Source organism: Streptomyces sp. NPDC047042 (genome assembly GCF_040644035.1).
GTDB lineage: Bacteria > Actinomycetota > Actinomycetes > Streptomycetales > Streptomycetaceae > Streptomyces.
The window spans coordinates 174,404-190,048 of sequence record NZ_JBEYVP010000012.1 but is presented as its reverse complement, the minus strand read 5'-3'; the positions used below and the strand labels follow the sequence as shown (position 1 = coordinate 190,048).

The following is a 15,645-nucleotide window of genomic DNA, read 5'->3' as shown; positions in this document are numbered from 1 at the left end:
GGTTCAGGCGGCGGTCGCCAGACGGTGCGGCATGATCACGCTGCCGTCGGGCAGCAGTTCGCCGGTGTCGTCGAAGACGATCGCGCCGTTGCACAGGAGGTTCCAGCCCTGCTCGGGGTGGAAGGCGACGATGTGCGCGGCGTCCCGGTCGGGACGGTCGGCCGAGGGGCACGGGGGCTGGTGTGAACACATGGTGTGCCTCCGGATCGGATGCTGGTGCTCGGGTGGCGCTTCCTTGCCACTTCCGACGATGCCCGTGCCCGGGGCCGGTGCCAAGTCGTGTCGAGGAAGCGTGACAGCACACGGACGTGCTGTGACACCACCCTGACATTCGGAAAAGATCCGCGATCCGAAAAGCTCCCGAATCCGAAAAGCGGAGCAGTCGGCGCGCACGACTCGCCGACGAAGGGGTGATGATCACGCGCGCGAGCGCGCGGGGCCAGTACCTGTGGAGTCCCCCCGAGTCGCCCCAGGAGGTTCCCCATGGCATTTCCCCGCTCCCCGCTCTCCCCGCTCTCCCCGCTCTCTCCGGTCTCCCCGATCTCGTCCTGCTCGTCCCGCTCGGTCCGCTCGGCCGTCTCCCGCGCGGTGGCCGTCGCCGCCGGTGTCGTGCTGCTTGCCGTGTCGCCCGCCGCCGTGGCGGCGGCCCAGGCCGCCGACGAGGGCTTCGACCAGGTGACGGTCGAATCCGGCCGCATCACGCCCGACGGGGAGCTCACCCTCGCCGGCAGCTACCGCTGCCTCAGCACCGGTGACTCCGTCCGCGTCGCGGCCTCGATCGAGCGCGGCGAGAACGTCTGGTACGGCATGGACAGCATCGCCGCGAGCTGTGACGGCTCCTGGCACCAGTGGTCGAACACCAAGGCCACCGAGCCGGGCGCGTACGAGCCCGGCCCCGTGCGGGTGAAGACCAGCCTGGTGGAGTTCCGCCGCACCGGCTTCATCCCGATGCCGACCGTCCACTCGGAGCAGATCCAGGAAGTCGTCCTCACCGAGGCCTGAGACGCGGACAACAGGGCCCTCTCCCCAGGACAGGGCCCTGTCGACTGTCTGTCATGCCGGGTGGGAGCCCGGTCCTTCCCATGCGACCTCGCAGGTGTCGCAGTTCCAGTGGAAATGCTGATGAGTCCGGCTCCTGCGCGGCACGAGCTTTCTCACCGTTCTGTCGCACGACCAGCACGCGGCCTGGATCTCTATGTGGTTGTTGTCGAGAGCCGCGGTCACGGTCGGCGAATCCGGTGATGAAACAGTACTCAAGATCAATTCCTCGTGCATGCAGTTCTATAGATATTTGCCTATTGAACCACATTCATAGAAATTGCTTTCCTGATCATGGGTGAGGGCCCGCCAGTCACTGGCGGGCCCTCACCCATGATCGGGACTAGATGATGCCGACGTCCCGGAATGCCGATCGCACCGTTTGCGGGGCGTGCCTCGCCACCTTGCTCTCGCGGGCGAGAATTCGCGCCTGAGCGCTGAGTACCGCTGCCGCGTCCTCGAACTTCGCGGTCGACCAGAGGTTCTGCAGTCCCGCGTACCAGATCTGGCCGGCGTGGGCGGTGCCGATCTCGGACGCCACCAGATAGAACGCCCGGTTCGGGATACCGCTGTTGATGTGGACGCCCTGGTTGTCCTCCGGACCCGGGAAGTACTTGTTCATGTGCGCCGGCTGCGGGTCCTTCCCCATGGTGGGGTTGTCGTACGCGGTGCCGGGGTGGGCCATCGACCGCAGGGCCTCGCCGAACAGCTCCTCCGCCATCACCTCGTCACCGATGAGCCAGTTGGCGGTCCCCGCGTCCTCTTTCCGCATCCGCTGCTCGATCAGGCTTCCGAACACGTCGGCGAAGTGCTCGTTGAGGGCACCGGACTGGCCCTGGTATTCCAGGTTCGCGGTGTGCTGCACGACGCCGTGCGTCAGTTCGTGACCCAGGACGTCGGGCGACTTGCAGAAATCCGTGAAGATCATTTCGTCGCCGTTGCCCAGGACGATGTTCTCGCCGTCCCAAAAAGCGTTGTCGAAGTCGACGCCGTAATTGACGAAGACCTTGATGCTCATACCGCGGTTGTCGATGCTGTCCCGGCCGAAGGTGTCGGCGTAGAAAGAACGCACCTCCCCGACGTGGTCGTACGCCATGTTCGCGTTCTTGGGGCTGCCCACCGCCGGGTCGCTCTCCCCGCGGACCTGTTGGGCCAGGGCCAGGTCCCACTGGTTCTTGGAGTCGTGGACCACTCGGTCGGATTTACCCGGACGGGGAGTCGTCAGCGCCGCGAGATTGATTGCTCCGCGGGCCCTTTCGTCCCGGAACTGCGTGCTGGCGGTCGCCGACAGGGTGGCCGGGTGGGGCTCTCTGGTGTCCATTCCGGTGGCTTTGGCGATGTGATTGAGAATGTGCGGGGGGATGAACTGGCACTTCGGGCCGCCATGGCTGGGGCATCGCATGCGACAGAACCTTTCGGTCGGGTGCGTGGGGGGATATGTCAGGGTTACTACGTCGCCGGGTGACGTTTGCTCAGTCGCTGCGCGAATCCCCACGCCTGTCACCCTTGCGGACGTACTCGAGGAAGGACGTCCGGGTTCGACGAGAGGCGGCGAGCGCCGCTCATCGGGTTCACAGCCACGCGTCGACGGCGGCGGCGAGGTCGTCCTGGCTCCGGAAAACGTGTCCGTTCATGCCGACCGCCTGTGCCGCGCGGACGTTCTCCTCGCGGTCGTCGACGAAGAGGAAGTCGGCGGGTGTGGCGCGCAGGGCGGCGACGCAGTGCTGGAAGGCGGCCGGGGCGGGCTTGGCCGCGCCGATCTTGCCGGAGAACACCACGTGGTCGAGGTCGTGCAGCCATGGCTGGGCGGCGAGGAAGGCGTCCGCGTGGTCCGCCGGGATGTTGGACAGCAGGGCGACCCGGGTGCGGTCCCGCAGGGTCCGCACGTAGGTGACCATGCGGTCGTCGACGCGGGACCAGCTCTCGATGTCGGTGAGCCGCAGCTCTTCGATCGTGTCGGCGTCGGCGCGGAGGGACAGCGAGTTCAGTACGTCGGTCCAGTACGCGGACGCGGTGTGCCGGCCGGCGTCGTAGGGCGGGCGGTGGGTCCAGTAGGCCGTGGTGAAGGCGTCGGCGGAGGCGTGGCAGCGGGCGGCCATCTTCTCCAGGGCGCCCGGGCGTTGGTGGCGGGCGATGACCCCGAAGAGGTCGAAGAGCACGATGCGGTGGCGGTCGGTGGTCATGCGGGTCGGTTTCCTTGCGGTCGCGGGGCGTTGGGTCAGTGCCGGTGGGGCAGGGCGCGGGCGAGGGAGTCGAGGGCGGCCAGGGGGTCTGGGCCCGCCGGGGCGAGCACGACACTGGTCGCGCCGGCCGCGTGGCGGGCGTCGATCGCCGCGCGGGCCTGGGCCGGGGTGCCGGCGATGCTCAAGGCACGGACCCAGTCGGCGGGCATCGTCCGGGCGAAGTGCCGGGCGTCGCTGCTGGCGGCGCGATGTGCGCGCAGTTCCTCGGCGAAGGGCAGGGGGTCGATGTGCGCGGCCCACTGCGGCTCGCCGACCGACTCGAGGGTGGTGCGGACGCGGGCGAGGGCGGCTTCCTCGTCGTCGTCCACGGCTGCGGCGTCGTAGACGACGATCTCCCGAGGGTGCGCGGAGGAGCCCAGGTTGCGCAGGGAGGCGGTGATGTAGGCGGGTGCTGCGGGCTCGGCCAGGAGGAGTCCGTCGGCGACCTCGCCCGCGACGGCCTGCGACTTGGGGCCGCGGACGCCGAGAATCACCGGGGGGACGATGTCCGGGATCTCGGTGATGACCACGCCCTCGCAGCGTACGTACCGGCCGTTCTCGGGACCGGGCTTGCCGGCGATGAGCAGGCGGAGTGCTCTCGCGTACTCCTTGATGAGCGTCAGGGGGCTGTCGGGCCAGGACCCGACCTGGCGCATCCAGCCGGGCATGCCGTGGCCGATGCCCGCGATGAGTCGGCCGGGGTGGAGCTGGGCGAGGGTGGCCAGTTCCATCGCGGCGAAGCACACGTTGCGGGCGCCGGCGGGCATGATCCCGGTCCCGACGGTGAGGTTCGTGGTGGAGGCCAGGACCGTGGCGGCCTGGGCGACGCCGCCGCGCCAGCCGAGGTCCTCCACGACCCAGACCTGGTCGAACCCCAGCTCCTCGGCCCGCCGGACGTAGGGCAGCACTTCGCCGACGGGGAGATCGAGCGGCAGCATGACACCGACACTGCCGCGGGCGGGGTGTGCGTGGACCTCGGACATCGGGGGCTCCTTCGGTTGGCTGAGGGCTTGGCTCCCGGCTCTGGCGACCGGGGAGAGGAGAGCTTGTGCGGCACGGTTGTCAGGGACCGTGCCGCACAAGCGGTCATTGGTTGCCGGCCGCCATCTCGCACTGGCGGGGATGGTCGGCTGCCGTCTCCGTCTCCGTCTCCGTCCTCGCCCGGCGGACGAGGCCGGGTCCGGTGCGGAGCACGCGGGCGCCCACGGCGGTGGTCACGCACAGCAGGATCAGCAGGACGAAGGCGTGGTTGAGGGCGACGAGGTGGGTCAGCCAGCCGATCACGGCGGGGCCGGCGAGCATGCCGACGTAGCCGAGTCCGGCGACGCGGGAGACGTTGGCCCCGGCCGCGGAGGGGTCGACGTGCCCGGCCGCGCTGAACAACTGCGGGACACAGCCGGACAGGCCCAGGCCGAACAGCGCCCAGCCGGTGAACACGGCCCACATCCACGGGCCGAGGACCACAAGGGTGATGCCGACGGCGGCCAGGGCCGCGCCGCGGCGCAGGATCGCCGGGGAGCCGAACCGGGCGGCGAAGGGGTCGGCGAGCAGACGGCCGACGGTCATGGCCGCAGCGAAGGTGCCGTACGCGAAGGCGGCCGTGCCGGTGGACGCACCCATGACGTCCTTCAGGTGCAGGGCACTCCAGTCGTTGGCGGCGCCTTCGCACAGCATGACCATCAGCGCCAGGACGGCCAGCAGCCAGACCCGGCCGGTGGTGCCGCGGCCCCCGGCGGCCGGTGAGGTCCCTGTCTCCCGCACGGAGGCGGGGTCCTCGGCGGTGGGGGCGGAAGGCAGCAGGGCGCGTGCCGCGGCCAGGGCGACGACGACGCCCACGGCTCCCATGGCGGCCATGGCCGCGGCCGGGTTCAGGCCGGCGTCGGCCGTGCCCGCTCCGGCGAGTGCGGCGAGGACCCCGCCGACGGAGAACGTGGCGTGGAAGCCGGACATGACGGGGCGGCCGTACGCCTTCTCCACGTGCACGGCGTGGGCGTTCATGCTCACGTCCAGGCAGCCGTTGCAGAGGCCGAAGACCAGCAGCGCGGCGGCCAGCGTCCACGGATCGTGGGCGAGACCGGGCAGGAACAGGGTCGTGCCGCACAGAACGCCGCCGACGGGCACCACGACACGGGTGCCGAGGCGGTCGGTCAGCGGACCCGCCACCTGCATGCCCACGAAGGCCCCGAGTCCGAGCACCACCAGCAGACCGCCGAGCGCGGCGTGACTGATGCCCACGCGTTCCTCGATCGCGGGGATGTTCACCACCCAGGTGCCCAGCAAGGTGCCGTACAGGACGAAGTAGACGTAGGTCGCCACGCGGGCGGCTCGCAGGGAACGATCCATGCCGAACAGCGTAACGAACATTTTCTATGTTTGGTTACCGGCCCAACGAACAGCTTTGTTGTTCATTTCACGGTGGTGTTCAATTCGCGCTATGAGCAACGCAGACCGGCACGGACTGATCGCGAAGGTCGTCAGGGACTCCGGGGGCGCCACGGTCCAGGAACTCGCGGAGTTGACGGGCGCCTCGGAGATGACCATCCGGCGCGACCTCGACACCCTCGCCGCCCAGGGTGTCCTCGAACGCGTACGCGGTGGGGCGCGCACCCTGCTGCTTCGTGGCGAGGAGCCCCCCTTCGGGTTGCGCGCCCACGAGGCGGTCGACGCCAAACGCCGGATCGCCGCCGAGATCTCCGCGCTCGTCGCCGACGGTGAGAGCGTCCTGCTGGACAGCGGCACCACCTGTCTGGAGGTGGCACGGCTCCTGCGCGAGCGGCCCGTCACCGTGATGCCCCTCTCCCTCCAGGCCATCCACCTGCTCGGCGAGGGACCCGGCCCGGCCACCCTGGTAGTGCCCGGCGGCCAGCCCCGCGCCGCCGAGGGGGCCCTCACCGGCCCCCTGACCCTCGCCTCCCTGGCCGCCCTGCGCTTCGACACCGCCGTCGTCGGCTGCTGCGGACTGTCCGCGGCCGACGGCCTGACCGCGTACGACCTCGACGACGCGGCGGTGAAGAAGGCGGGTATCGCCTCCTCCCGCCGCGTCATCGCCGCCGCCGACGGCAGCAAGCTCGGCCACACCGCCTACGCCCACGTCGGGCCCGCCACCCTCGTGCACACCCTCGTCACCGACGCCTCCGCGCCCCCCGATGAGGTCACCGCGCTCGAAGCCGGCGGAACTGTCGTCCGGACCGTGTGACCTGCGCTTCGGGCGTCAGCCCGTCGACGCGGTGCCCGACCACGTACAGCATGGCGGTCATCGAGCTGGTGCCGCCGATCGCCGTCTTCAGCTGCTGCGAGACAGGGACGCCTGGCCTGGCCTGGCCCGTACATGCACGAAGTGAGCACTCGGGGCGCCAGTCGTTACGCATTCCGTGCATGTGCTGTACCCGTGCCGCTCCTTAGGCTCTCCTCGAACTATCGCGGCAAAGAGGGGATCCCGACCCATGTCCGACCCGGTCCGCCAGGATTACACGCCTCCGGAACTCCGGCCAGAAGCCCTCGTCCCAGTCGGTACCGCCGAGGAGATCAGCACTGACGTCCTGATCATCGGCTCCGGCATGGGCGGGTCCTCGCTGGCCTGGGCGCTGAAGGACTCCGGTCTCGACGTACTCGTCGTGGAGCGGGGCCGCTTCCTGCCCCGTGAACCCGAGAACTCGCAGCCGGCCGAAATGTATCTCAAGGGCCGGTACAAGAACGCGGGCTACTGGTACGACGGCAGCACCGGCAAGCCGTTCGCGCCGGGCGTCTACTACTGGGTGGGAGGAAACACCCGTTTCTACGGCGCCATGCTGCCCCGTTTCCGAAGCAGCGACTTCACCGAGGTGCAGCACCACGAGGGAGTCTCGCGCGCCTGGCCCTTCGCCTACGACGACCTGGAACCCTTCTACACCGCCCTGGAGCAACTGCTCCAGGTGCACGGACAGACCGGCGAGGACCCGACCGAGCCGCCCCGCTCCAAGCCCTACCCGTATCCGGCGCTCCAGCACGAACCCGAGATCGAACGGTTCGCCCAGTCGCTGCGCAGGCAGCGCCTGCACCCGTTCCACACACCGAACGCCCTGAACATCAGCACGCAGGCCGACCGCGCAGCCGTGACGACCGCCGACGGCTGTCCGGACGAGACGGGCCTGAAGTCCGACGCCGAGAACCGGCTCCTGCTCCCCGCGCTGAGCGACGGCGTCAGGATCCTCACCGGTGCGGAGGTCACCCGCCTGATCACCTCGCCGGACGGCCGGAAAGTCGTCGCCGCCGAGGCACGGCACGAGGGCCGGATGATCCGCGTCAGCGCCAAGACCTTCGCCCTCGCCGGAGGCGCCGTCAACTCGGCCGCGCTGCTGCTGCGTTCGGCCGACGACGCGCACCCCCAGGGGCTCGCCAACTCCTCCGGACTGCTGGGCCGCAACTACATGGTCCACAACAGCACGTTCTTCGTCGGGGTCAACCCGCTGCGGACCAACCCCACGAAATGGCAGAAGACGCTCGGCCTGAACGACTTCTACGAAGCCGGCCCGGGCACGCGCTTCCCGCTCGGGAACCTCCAGATGCTGGGCAAGCTCCAGGCGCCGATGCTCAAGCCCGCGCGCCCGTGGGCACCGACCTGGGCCCTGAAGTTCATGGCGGCCAGAAGCCTCGACATCTACCTGACGACCGAGGACCTCCCGTCCCTGGACAACCGGGTCCGGGTGGACGGCGACCGCATCCTCATCGACTGGACACCGAACAACCTGGCACCCCACCACGAACTCGTGCGCCGGGTGACCCGTGCGGTCCGCCGGGCCGGTTATCCGCTGATCTTCACCCAGCGCATGGGGATCGAGACCAACTCCCACATGTGCGGCACGGCCGTCGCGGGTCACGACCCGGCCCAGAGCGTGCTCGATCCCCTGTGCCGTAGTCATGACATCGACAATCTCTGGGTGACCGACGCGTCGTTCTTCCCTTCCTCGGCTGCGCTCAACCCGGCGTTGACGATCGGGGCGAACGCCCTGCGCATCGCCCCGTCCCTCGCCAGGGCGACCAAGGGCTGACGCCGTGTCGGCGAGGGCGGTCAGGTCCGTCGCAGCGTCGGCTTGCGCAGCAAGTCGTGCCCGCGCACGGCCAGTTGCAGTCGCTGCTGGTTGCTGACCTGTGTGAGGTCGAGACCGAGGATCTCGGACAGCTTGTCGAGGCGGTGGTAGAGCGTGCGGCGCTGGATGAAGAGTTCCTCCGCCGCCCGGGCCTTGTTGCCACCGCAGTCGAGGAACGTGCGGAGAGTGGGCAGCAAGGGGTTCTTCACCAGCGCGTCGTGCTCGAGGAGCGGACCGAGTTCGTCCTCGACGTACCGTCTGAGCTCGGGGCCCTCGGAGAGCGCGACGAGGAGCCGCAGCGCGCCCAGATCGTCGAAATGACGCACCTCCGTGGTCGACGCCGCGGCCGCGACGGACGCCGCGCTGCGGCTCTGGCGCAGGGCCAGCGGGAGGGCGGCCGGCTCCACGATCCGGCTGATGCCGGCCCGTGTCCCGTGATCGGTCAGCAGGGTCTGCACATGGGTGGCGTGTGCGGCGGTGGGCAGGCCCACCACCGCCACGTCGAAGTCCCCGGTGTCGCCCACGACGGCGGGCAGGCCGGCCTCCTGCAGCAGGCGGGCGAGGATGTGGTCCTTGGCGGGCTCCTCGTCCCCCGCCCAGGCCGTGACGACGACCAGGTCCCGTCCGCGCAGATCCTGACCGAGCGCGAGGCTGAGGGTGACGAACCGCTCTCCGGTGATGTCGCCGAGCAGCAGCCGATTGAGCAGTGCCGTCTGGCGCTGGGAGGCACGGGCGCCGCTCTCCCGCTCGCTGAGCAGCGAGATCGCCACGGCCGCGGCGGCCCGCTCCAGGGTGCGCAGTTCGGGCGGACTCGGGCGCCGGCCGCCGTGCAGAAGGTGGAGCCAGCCCCATGACTCGCCGCGGAGCACCACGGGCTGGCGGGCGCACGGCGCGACCTCGCGGAACGAGGCCGCCGGGGCGGTGGGGGCGCCGGCGGCCTGCGCCAGGAGCGAGGGATGGCGTTCGTGGATCGCCCGCGAGTGCGCGGTCCACTCGTCCACGATCCGGTCGGCCTCCGGCGTCGCGCCCCCGTACGCCAGCATCTGATGAGTGACGTCCTCCAGCACCACGGGGTGCCCGGTGCGCCGGGCCAACTCCCTGACCACGCCGACGTAGTCCTCGTCCGCCAGGAGCAGGTCCATGAACGCCTGGCTGGTGGCCTCCTCGGCGATCAGCTGCTTGACGCGCATCCCGACCAGGATCTCGTGGACCTGGGCCGAGGTCTCGACGAAGGGGATCTCGTCGGCGAGGCCCACCAGGGGCAGGCCGACCGCCTCGGCCTCCTCGATCACGGCCTCCGGCATGGAGTCGAACACGCGCCCGGCGAGTTCGATGACGAGGACGGCCGCGTGGGCGTCCGCGAGCCGTCGGACGAAGGCGCTCTGCTCGAGCGGTGTCGCGCCCATGCCGAGGCCTGCGGTCAGCAGCATCTCCTGACCCGTGAGGAAGCGGTGGATGTCCGGGATCTCACCGGTGTGCACCCAGCGCACAGGACGGTCCAGATTCCTCTCCCCGGCGTACACCCGCACGGTGGTGCGCGTGAACACCTCCAGCTCCAGCGCGGTGCGAACCGTCAGGACTTCAGCCATGAGCCACGACCTCGTTGTGTGCAGGATACGCGGCCAATATTGCACATGTTGTGCCTGTCCCCACACCCTCCGTTTCCCCAGACTTCAGGTCAAGCCCGCAGGCACGACCCCCGTGCAAGGAGTGCAGAGTGTCAGCACAGCACAAGACCATCAAGGTTCCGGTCGCCGTGAAGGCGGCACGGACCAGCCGTCCGGAAATCGTCGAGACCGTCGCGGACGTGATCGCCGACGTACGTGCCAACGGGGACGCCGCCGTGCGCCGCTGGTCGCAGAAGTTCGACTACTGGAGCCCGGAGTCCTACCGGCTCGGTCCCGACCAGATCGCCTCCGTCGTCTCCTCCGTCCCGGAGACGGTCCTCGACGACCTGCGCTTCGTCCAGAAGCAGGTCCGCGGCTTCGCCCAGGCACAGCGTGACTCCCTCACCGCGTTCGAGGTGGAGACCCTGCCCGGAGTCTTCCTTGGCCAGCGCAACATCCCCATCGGCGCCGCCGGTGCCTATGTCCCCGGTGGCCGCTACCCCCTCACCGCGTCGGCCCACATGACCGTCCTGACGGCCAAGGTCGCCGGTGTCGAACGGGTCGCCGCGACGACGCCGCCGGACCGGGGCGCCCCGCCACCCGTCAGCATCGCCGCGATGCACCTGGCCGGGGCCGACGAGATCTACGTCATGGGTGGTGTCCAGGCCGTGGCCGCCCTGGCGCTGGGCACCGAGACGATCGACGCGGTGGACATGCTCGCCGGCCCCGGCAACGCCTACGTGGCGGAGGCCAAGCGCCAGCTGTTCGGCGAGGTCGGCATCGATCTCTTCGCCGGACCGACGGAGGTGCTGATCGTCGCTGATCACACCGCGGACCCGTTCGTGGTGGCGACGGACCTGCTGTCCCAGGCCGAGCACGGCCCCGACTCCCCGGCGGTCCTCATCACGACGTCCGAGGAAGTGGGCACACGGACCATCGCCTGGGTGGAGAAGCTGCTTCCGGACCTGTCCACCGGAGAGGTCGCCGGCCGGGCCTGGCGCGACCACGGCGAGGTGATCGTGGCCCCCACCCTGGACGCCGCCTACGCACTCGCCGACGAGTACGCGAGCGAGCACGTCCAGATCCTCACCGCCGAGCCCCGCGAGGCACTGCACCGGATGTGCAACTACGGCGCCCTGTTCCTCGGGGACAAGACCTGCGTCGCGTACGGCGACAAGGTCATCGGCACCAACCACGTACTGCCCACCCTGGGCGCGGCCCGCTACACCGGCGGCCTCTGGGTCGGCAAGTACCTCAAGACCGTGACCTACCAGGAGATCAGGGATCCCGGGTCCAGCGCCCGGCTCGGCGAGATCTGCGGCAGGGCCTCACGCATCGAGAACTTCGAGGGACACGCGCGCTCGGGAGACGTACGCGCCGCGCGCTACGGATCGGCCCGACTGGACTGGTCCGACCACACCTTCGAGCAGAGCTGATCCGCGATGACGGATCGCGATTTATGCCGGACCGAACCAGCGTCCCGGCAGCCGTTCGACAAGGAGCACCTCCCCCTCAACCCACGGAGATCGTCATGTCAGCGACCGACAACGAGGCGCACACCGCGCCCACATCAACCCCCGTAGGCCCATCCGGCGGGGCCGGGAGCCCCGCCTCCTCGGCCGCGGACGCGGAGATGCTCGCCGCACTCGGCTACGAGCAGAAGTTCGACAGAAAGGTCAGCCTGTGGGCGAACTTCGCCCTGGGCTTCGTGTACCTCTCGCCCCTCGTGGGTGTCGTGGCCCTGTTCGCGCTGGGTCTGGCGACCGCAGGCGGACCGTCCGTCTTCTGGATCGGCATCGTCGGAGCCGGGCAGTTTTTGGTCGCGCTGGTCTTCGGCGAGGTCGTCTCGCAGTTCCCGCTCGCGGGCGGCCTGTACCAGTGGGTCAGACGACTGTGGAACGGCCGCTATGCCTGGTTCAACGCCTGGACGTACATCTGTTGCATCACCATCGGCATCACCAGCACGGCACTGTTCAGCTCGGACTTCGCGGCCAGCCTCTTCGCCGGAACCGCTGACGATCCCGCCATCAGCTCCACTCCCGTCCAGCGCCTGTGGATCGCGACCGCGGTGACCGTCGTCTGCCTGATCTGCAACTGCTTCGGCACGAGGACCCTGGCTCTGATCTCGAAGATCGGACTCGCCGCGGAACTGATCGGCATCGTCCTCGTGGGCTTCTACCTGCTGATCTTCGAACGGCACAACTCCGTCTCGATCTTCTTCGAGACCAGCAGTTCCACCCACGACAACTACGTCATGGCCTTCATCGCCGCCTCGCTCGTCGGGCTCTTCCTCTTCTACGGCTTCGAGGCGTGCGGCGAGATCGCGGAAGAGGTTCCCAATCCCTCCCGCAGCATCCCGCGGGCCATGCAGCTGACCGTCGCCGTCGGTGGGGTGGCCGCGCTGTTCGCCTTCGTCGGTTACGCCCTCGCGGCTCCGGACCTCGCCTCGATCCTCTCCGGCAAGGACACCAACCCGATCCCCTCGATCCTGCAGAGCTCGCTCGGCACCGGCGGCACGAAGGTGGTGCTCATGGTGATCATGACGTCCTTCATCGCGGGTGTCATGAGCCAGCAGGCCGCCGCGAGCCGGATCGTCTTCTCCTTCGCCCGCGACGACATGTTCCCGGGTTCCCGCGTCTTCTCGCAGATCACCCGCAAGCACCGCGTCCCCATGAACGCGCTGCTGGCCGTGAACGTCCTGCCGCTGCTGCTCTTCGTGTTCGTCTACTACTCGCCCGACTCCCTCACCAAGATCGCGGCGTTCCAGATGCTGGCCGGATACGCGGCCTTCATGATGGTCGTACTGGCCGCGCTGCGGATGCGCATGAAGGGCTGGCGCCCCGCCGGGGCCTGGACGCTCGGCCGCTGGGGTCTCGTGGTGAACGTGGCGGCTCTGGCCTACGGCCTGCTCGGGATGGTCCTTCTCGCCTGGCCCACCGGCGACTCCGCGACCCCGTTCGTGGACCGGTGGATCGCGCTCATCGGCTTCCTCGTCGTCTCCGCCGTGGGTCTGGTGTACCTGTTGGCCGCGAAACCTGAGCGCAAGTCCACCGCGCCGGAGGGCGACGCCATAGAGGTGGCCGAGCGCCTGCGCAGCCGCGCCGAAGCCCTTGCCCGTACGACCTCAGGGAGCACCGCATGACCCGAGTTCTGTATCTGTACGGAGGCTGGCCAGGGCACAAGCCCTACCAGGTGGCCGAGGAATGGGCCCTGCCGATCTTCAAGAACCTCGGGTTCGACGTCGACGAGACCAACGACATCTTCTCGCTCGACGCCGACCTCACCGGCTACGACCTCATCGCGCTCAACTGGAACAACGCCCTGCTGTCCGAGGGGCTGACCGCCGCCCAGGAGTCGAACCTGCTGGGCGCGGTGGAGAGCGGCACCGGGATCGCCGCCTGGCACGGCGCGGCCGCCGCGTTCCGCACCAGCCTCAAGTACCACTGGCTGCTCGGCGGCAGCTTCCTCGAACACCCCGCCGGCGAAGGCGTGAAGTACGCCTACGAGGTCACGCTCACGGACACCGGCCACCCGATCACCGCCGGGGTGAAGGACTTCCGGGTCGCCTCCGAGCAGTACTACATGTCCGTCGACCCCAACAATCACGTCCTGGCCGAGACCGCCTTCACCGGTGAACACCTGCCGTGGCTGGAGGGAAGGACGATCCCCCAGGCCTGGACCCGCACCTGGGGGCAGGGCCGCGTCTTCTACAGCGCGGTCGGACACGACCTCGACGACCTCCAGAACCCGGACGTCACCCGCCTGTGCACCCAGGGCTTCGCCTGGGCCGCCCGTCAGAACGCCTGATCCCACCGTCCGACCCGAGCTGATCGGAAACCCACCATGCCCGTCCTCACCGGAGGCCAGATCGTCGCGCGGACCCTGCGCAACTACGGGGTCGACGTCGTCGCCGGCATCCCCGGCCACGGCATCTGGTCACTGACCGACGCCTTCCTCGACGACGAGTCCAGGATCCCCTTCATCCAGACCTTCCACGAGCAGAGCGCCGTCCACCTCGCCGACGGCTACTACCGCGTCACCGGCCGCCCGCAGGCCGCGGTGACCTCCATCGGCGCCGGCGCGAGCAACACCGTCATCGGCATGGGCACCGCGTTCACGGACTCCACCAGTGTTCTCGTCGTCACCGGCGGACCGCCGACCCACATGCGCGGCCACGGACTGCTGCAGGAACTCGACCGCTACACGGCCAACGACTTCCCCAAGGTGGCCGAGGCCGTCAGCAAACGGCACTGGGTCGTCACCCGGGTCGAGGAACTCCCCTTCGTCCTGCACCGCTGTTTCAACTCCATGCTGACCGGCCGCCCGGGCCCGGTGCACCTCGAAGTCCCCATGGACGTCCAGGCCGAGGCGGCGGATGTGCAGCTCCACGACCTGGAGCGGCGCATCCCGGTCGGCCGTCAGCACCCCGACCCGGAAGCCGTGGAGCGCGCTGTGGACGTGCTGCGCGCGGCCACCCGGCCGGTCATCGTGGTCGGTGGCGGTGCGATCACCTCCGAGGCGTCCGACCAGGTCGTCGCGCTCGCCGAGCGGTGGCAGATCCCGGTCGTCACCACCTGGAACGGCAAGAGCGCCTTCCCCGAGGACCACGAACTGTTCGCCGGCAGCGTCGGCCAGACCGGCACGATGACCGGCAACGCGATCGCGAGCTCCGCCGACGTCGTGATCTCGGTCGGCTGCCGTTTCACCGACTGGTCCGCCTCCAGCTACGCCAAGGGCATCAGCTTCTCCATCCCGCCCGCGAAGCTCATCCACATCGACATCGACCCGCACGAGATCGGCAAGAACTACCCCGCCGAAGTGGGCATCGTCGCCGACGCCCAGCGCGCCGTGGCGGCCATCGTCGACTCCCTGCCCTCCCAGGGCGCCGACCGCTCCGAGTACCTCGCCGAACTCGCCCAGCTCAAGCAGGACTGGGAGGACAAGCTCGCCGGCCGCCGCGACAGCGACCGCTTCCCGTTCACCTCCCAACGCCCGCTCGGCGCCCTGCGCAACGTGCTCCCGCGCGACGCGATCATCGTCGCCGGTTCGGGCAACACCCAGGGGGCGGTCAAGCAGACCTTCCCCGTCTACTCCCCGCGCACCCACCTCACCTCCGGCGGTTTCTCCTCCATGGGCTGGGCCATTCCGGCGGCCGTCGGCGCCAAACTCGCCCGACCGGACAGCCCGGTCGTCTGTGTCCTCGGCGACGGCGACTTCCTCATGACCTCCCAGGAGATCGCCCTGAGCGTCACCGCCGGCGCCCCGGTCATCTTCGTGATCCAGAACAACGCGGGCTACATGTCCATCCGCGGCGGCCAGCGCAAGCAGACCTCGCGCCACATCGGCACCGAGTTCTCCCACCCCGACGGCTCGCCGTACAGCCCCGACTTCGCGGCCATGGGCCGGGCCTTCGGGATCGAGTCGTGGAAGGTCAACGACGCCGCGTCCCTGGAGCCGACGCTGCGCAAGGCGGTCCAGTCCGGGGCGCCCGCCGTGATCGAGGTCCCCACGGACCGCGACGCCGCGGGCCCCTGGGTCCCCGGCTGGTGGGACTTCCCGATCCCGGCGTACATCACCGACGAACGCCAGGACGAGTACCACCGCACCCGCGCCACCGAGCAGCACCTCTGAGACGGCCCCGCGCCCGCCGACTGACGACCGCCCGTGCAGCCGAGACCCGGCCGCACGGGCGGATGAGGACCGACGCTGAAA

At 69.6% G+C, this 15,645-nt stretch carries 13 protein-coding genes; 7 read left to right on the top strand and 6 right to left on the bottom strand.

Annotated elements, in window-relative coordinates; all coding sequences use genetic code 11:
* Nucleotides 1-3 precede the first annotated feature (3 nt).
* Nucleotides 4-192, bottom strand: a complete 189-nt coding sequence (locus ABZ855_RS16470; protein WP_360807241.1) for a DUF5999 family protein — start codon at nucleotides 190-192, stop codon at nucleotides 4-6.
* 291 nt (nucleotides 193-483) lie between these two features.
* On the opposite strand from ABZ855_RS16470, the gene ABZ855_RS16465 reads away from it, so the two are divergent.
* Nucleotides 484-1,002, top strand: coding sequence for a DUF6299 family protein (locus tag ABZ855_RS16465; protein WP_360807239.1), 519 nt, complete (start codon nucleotides 484-486; stop codon nucleotides 1,000-1,002).
* 379 nt (nucleotides 1,003-1,381) lie between these two features.
* On the opposite strand, the gene ABZ855_RS16460 is transcribed toward ABZ855_RS16465, so the two are convergent.
* The 4 genes from ABZ855_RS16460 to ABZ855_RS16445 form a co-directional block, all read right to left on the bottom strand.
* On the bottom strand, nucleotides 1,382-2,359 hold the full coding sequence (locus tag ABZ855_RS16460; RefSeq protein ID WP_360807237.1) for a M4 family metallopeptidase: 978 nt from the start codon (nucleotides 2,357-2,359) through the stop codon (nucleotides 1,382-1,384).
* A gap of 250 nt (nucleotides 2,360-2,609) precedes the next feature.
* On the bottom strand, nucleotides 2,610-3,221 hold the full coding sequence (locus ABZ855_RS16455) for an HAD family phosphatase (protein ID WP_360807235.1): 612 nt from the start codon (nucleotides 3,219-3,221) through the stop codon (nucleotides 2,610-2,612).
* A gap of 35 nt (nucleotides 3,222-3,256) precedes the next feature.
* Nucleotides 3,257-4,243: an LLM class flavin-dependent oxidoreductase gene (locus ABZ855_RS16450; protein WP_360807233.1), complete on the bottom strand. Its 987-nt coding sequence runs from the start codon at nucleotides 4,241-4,243 to the stop codon at nucleotides 3,257-3,259.
* A gap of 103 nt (nucleotides 4,244-4,346) precedes the next feature.
* Nucleotides 4,347-5,603: an MFS transporter gene (locus ABZ855_RS16445; protein ID WP_360807231.1), complete on the bottom strand. Its 1,257-nt coding sequence runs from the start codon at nucleotides 5,601-5,603 to the stop codon at nucleotides 4,347-4,349.
* 91 nt (nucleotides 5,604-5,694) lie between these two features.
* On the opposite strand from ABZ855_RS16445, the gene ABZ855_RS16440 reads away from it, so the two are divergent.
* Together ABZ855_RS16440 and ABZ855_RS16435 are read left to right on the top strand one after the other, a co-directional pair.
* Nucleotides 5,695-6,456 (top strand): DeoR/GlpR family DNA-binding transcription regulator, encoded by a 762-nt coding sequence (locus tag ABZ855_RS16440; protein WP_360807229.1) that lies wholly within the window; start codon nucleotides 5,695-5,697, stop codon nucleotides 6,454-6,456.
* Between the two features lie 247 nt (nucleotides 6,457-6,703).
* Nucleotides 6,704-8,287, top strand: coding sequence for a GMC family oxidoreductase (locus ABZ855_RS16435; RefSeq protein ID WP_360807227.1), 1,584 nt, complete (start codon nucleotides 6,704-6,706; stop codon nucleotides 8,285-8,287).
* 20 nt (nucleotides 8,288-8,307) lie between these two features.
* On the opposite strand, the gene ABZ855_RS16430 is transcribed toward ABZ855_RS16435, so the two are convergent.
* Nucleotides 8,308-9,915, bottom strand: a complete 1,608-nt coding sequence (locus tag ABZ855_RS16430; RefSeq protein ID WP_360807225.1) for a PucR family transcriptional regulator — start codon at nucleotides 9,913-9,915, stop codon at nucleotides 8,308-8,310.
* A gap of 128 nt (nucleotides 9,916-10,043) precedes the next feature.
* Between ABZ855_RS16430 and hisD the strand changes: the two genes are divergently transcribed.
* The 4 genes from hisD to ABZ855_RS16410 all read left to right on the top strand — a co-directional run bounded on the left by hisD (nucleotide 10,044) and on the right by ABZ855_RS16410 (nucleotide 15,564).
* Complete coding sequence (gene hisD, locus ABZ855_RS16425) at nucleotides 10,044-11,369, top strand: histidinol dehydrogenase (protein ID WP_360807223.1); 1,326 nt, start codon at nucleotides 10,044-10,046, stop codon at nucleotides 11,367-11,369.
* A gap of 95 nt (nucleotides 11,370-11,464) precedes the next feature.
* Entirely contained in the window at nucleotides 11,465-13,075 is a 1,611-nt protein-coding gene (locus ABZ855_RS16420) for an amino acid permease (protein ID WP_360807221.1), read from the top strand.
* The gene (locus ABZ855_RS16415; RefSeq protein ID WP_360807219.1) at nucleotides 13,072-13,740 is read left to right on the top strand and encodes a ThuA domain-containing protein; all 669 of its coding nucleotides are present in this window, start codon (nucleotides 13,072-13,074) and stop codon (nucleotides 13,738-13,740) included. Before ABZ855_RS16420 ends, ABZ855_RS16415 begins: the two co-directional genes overlap by 4 nt.
* 36 nt (nucleotides 13,741-13,776) lie before the next feature.
* A complete protein-coding gene (locus ABZ855_RS16410; RefSeq protein WP_360807217.1) occupies nucleotides 13,777-15,564 on the top strand; it encodes a thiamine pyrophosphate-binding protein in 1,788 nt (595 codons plus the stop codon).
* The last annotated feature ends 81 nt before the right edge of the window (nucleotides 15,565-15,645 follow it).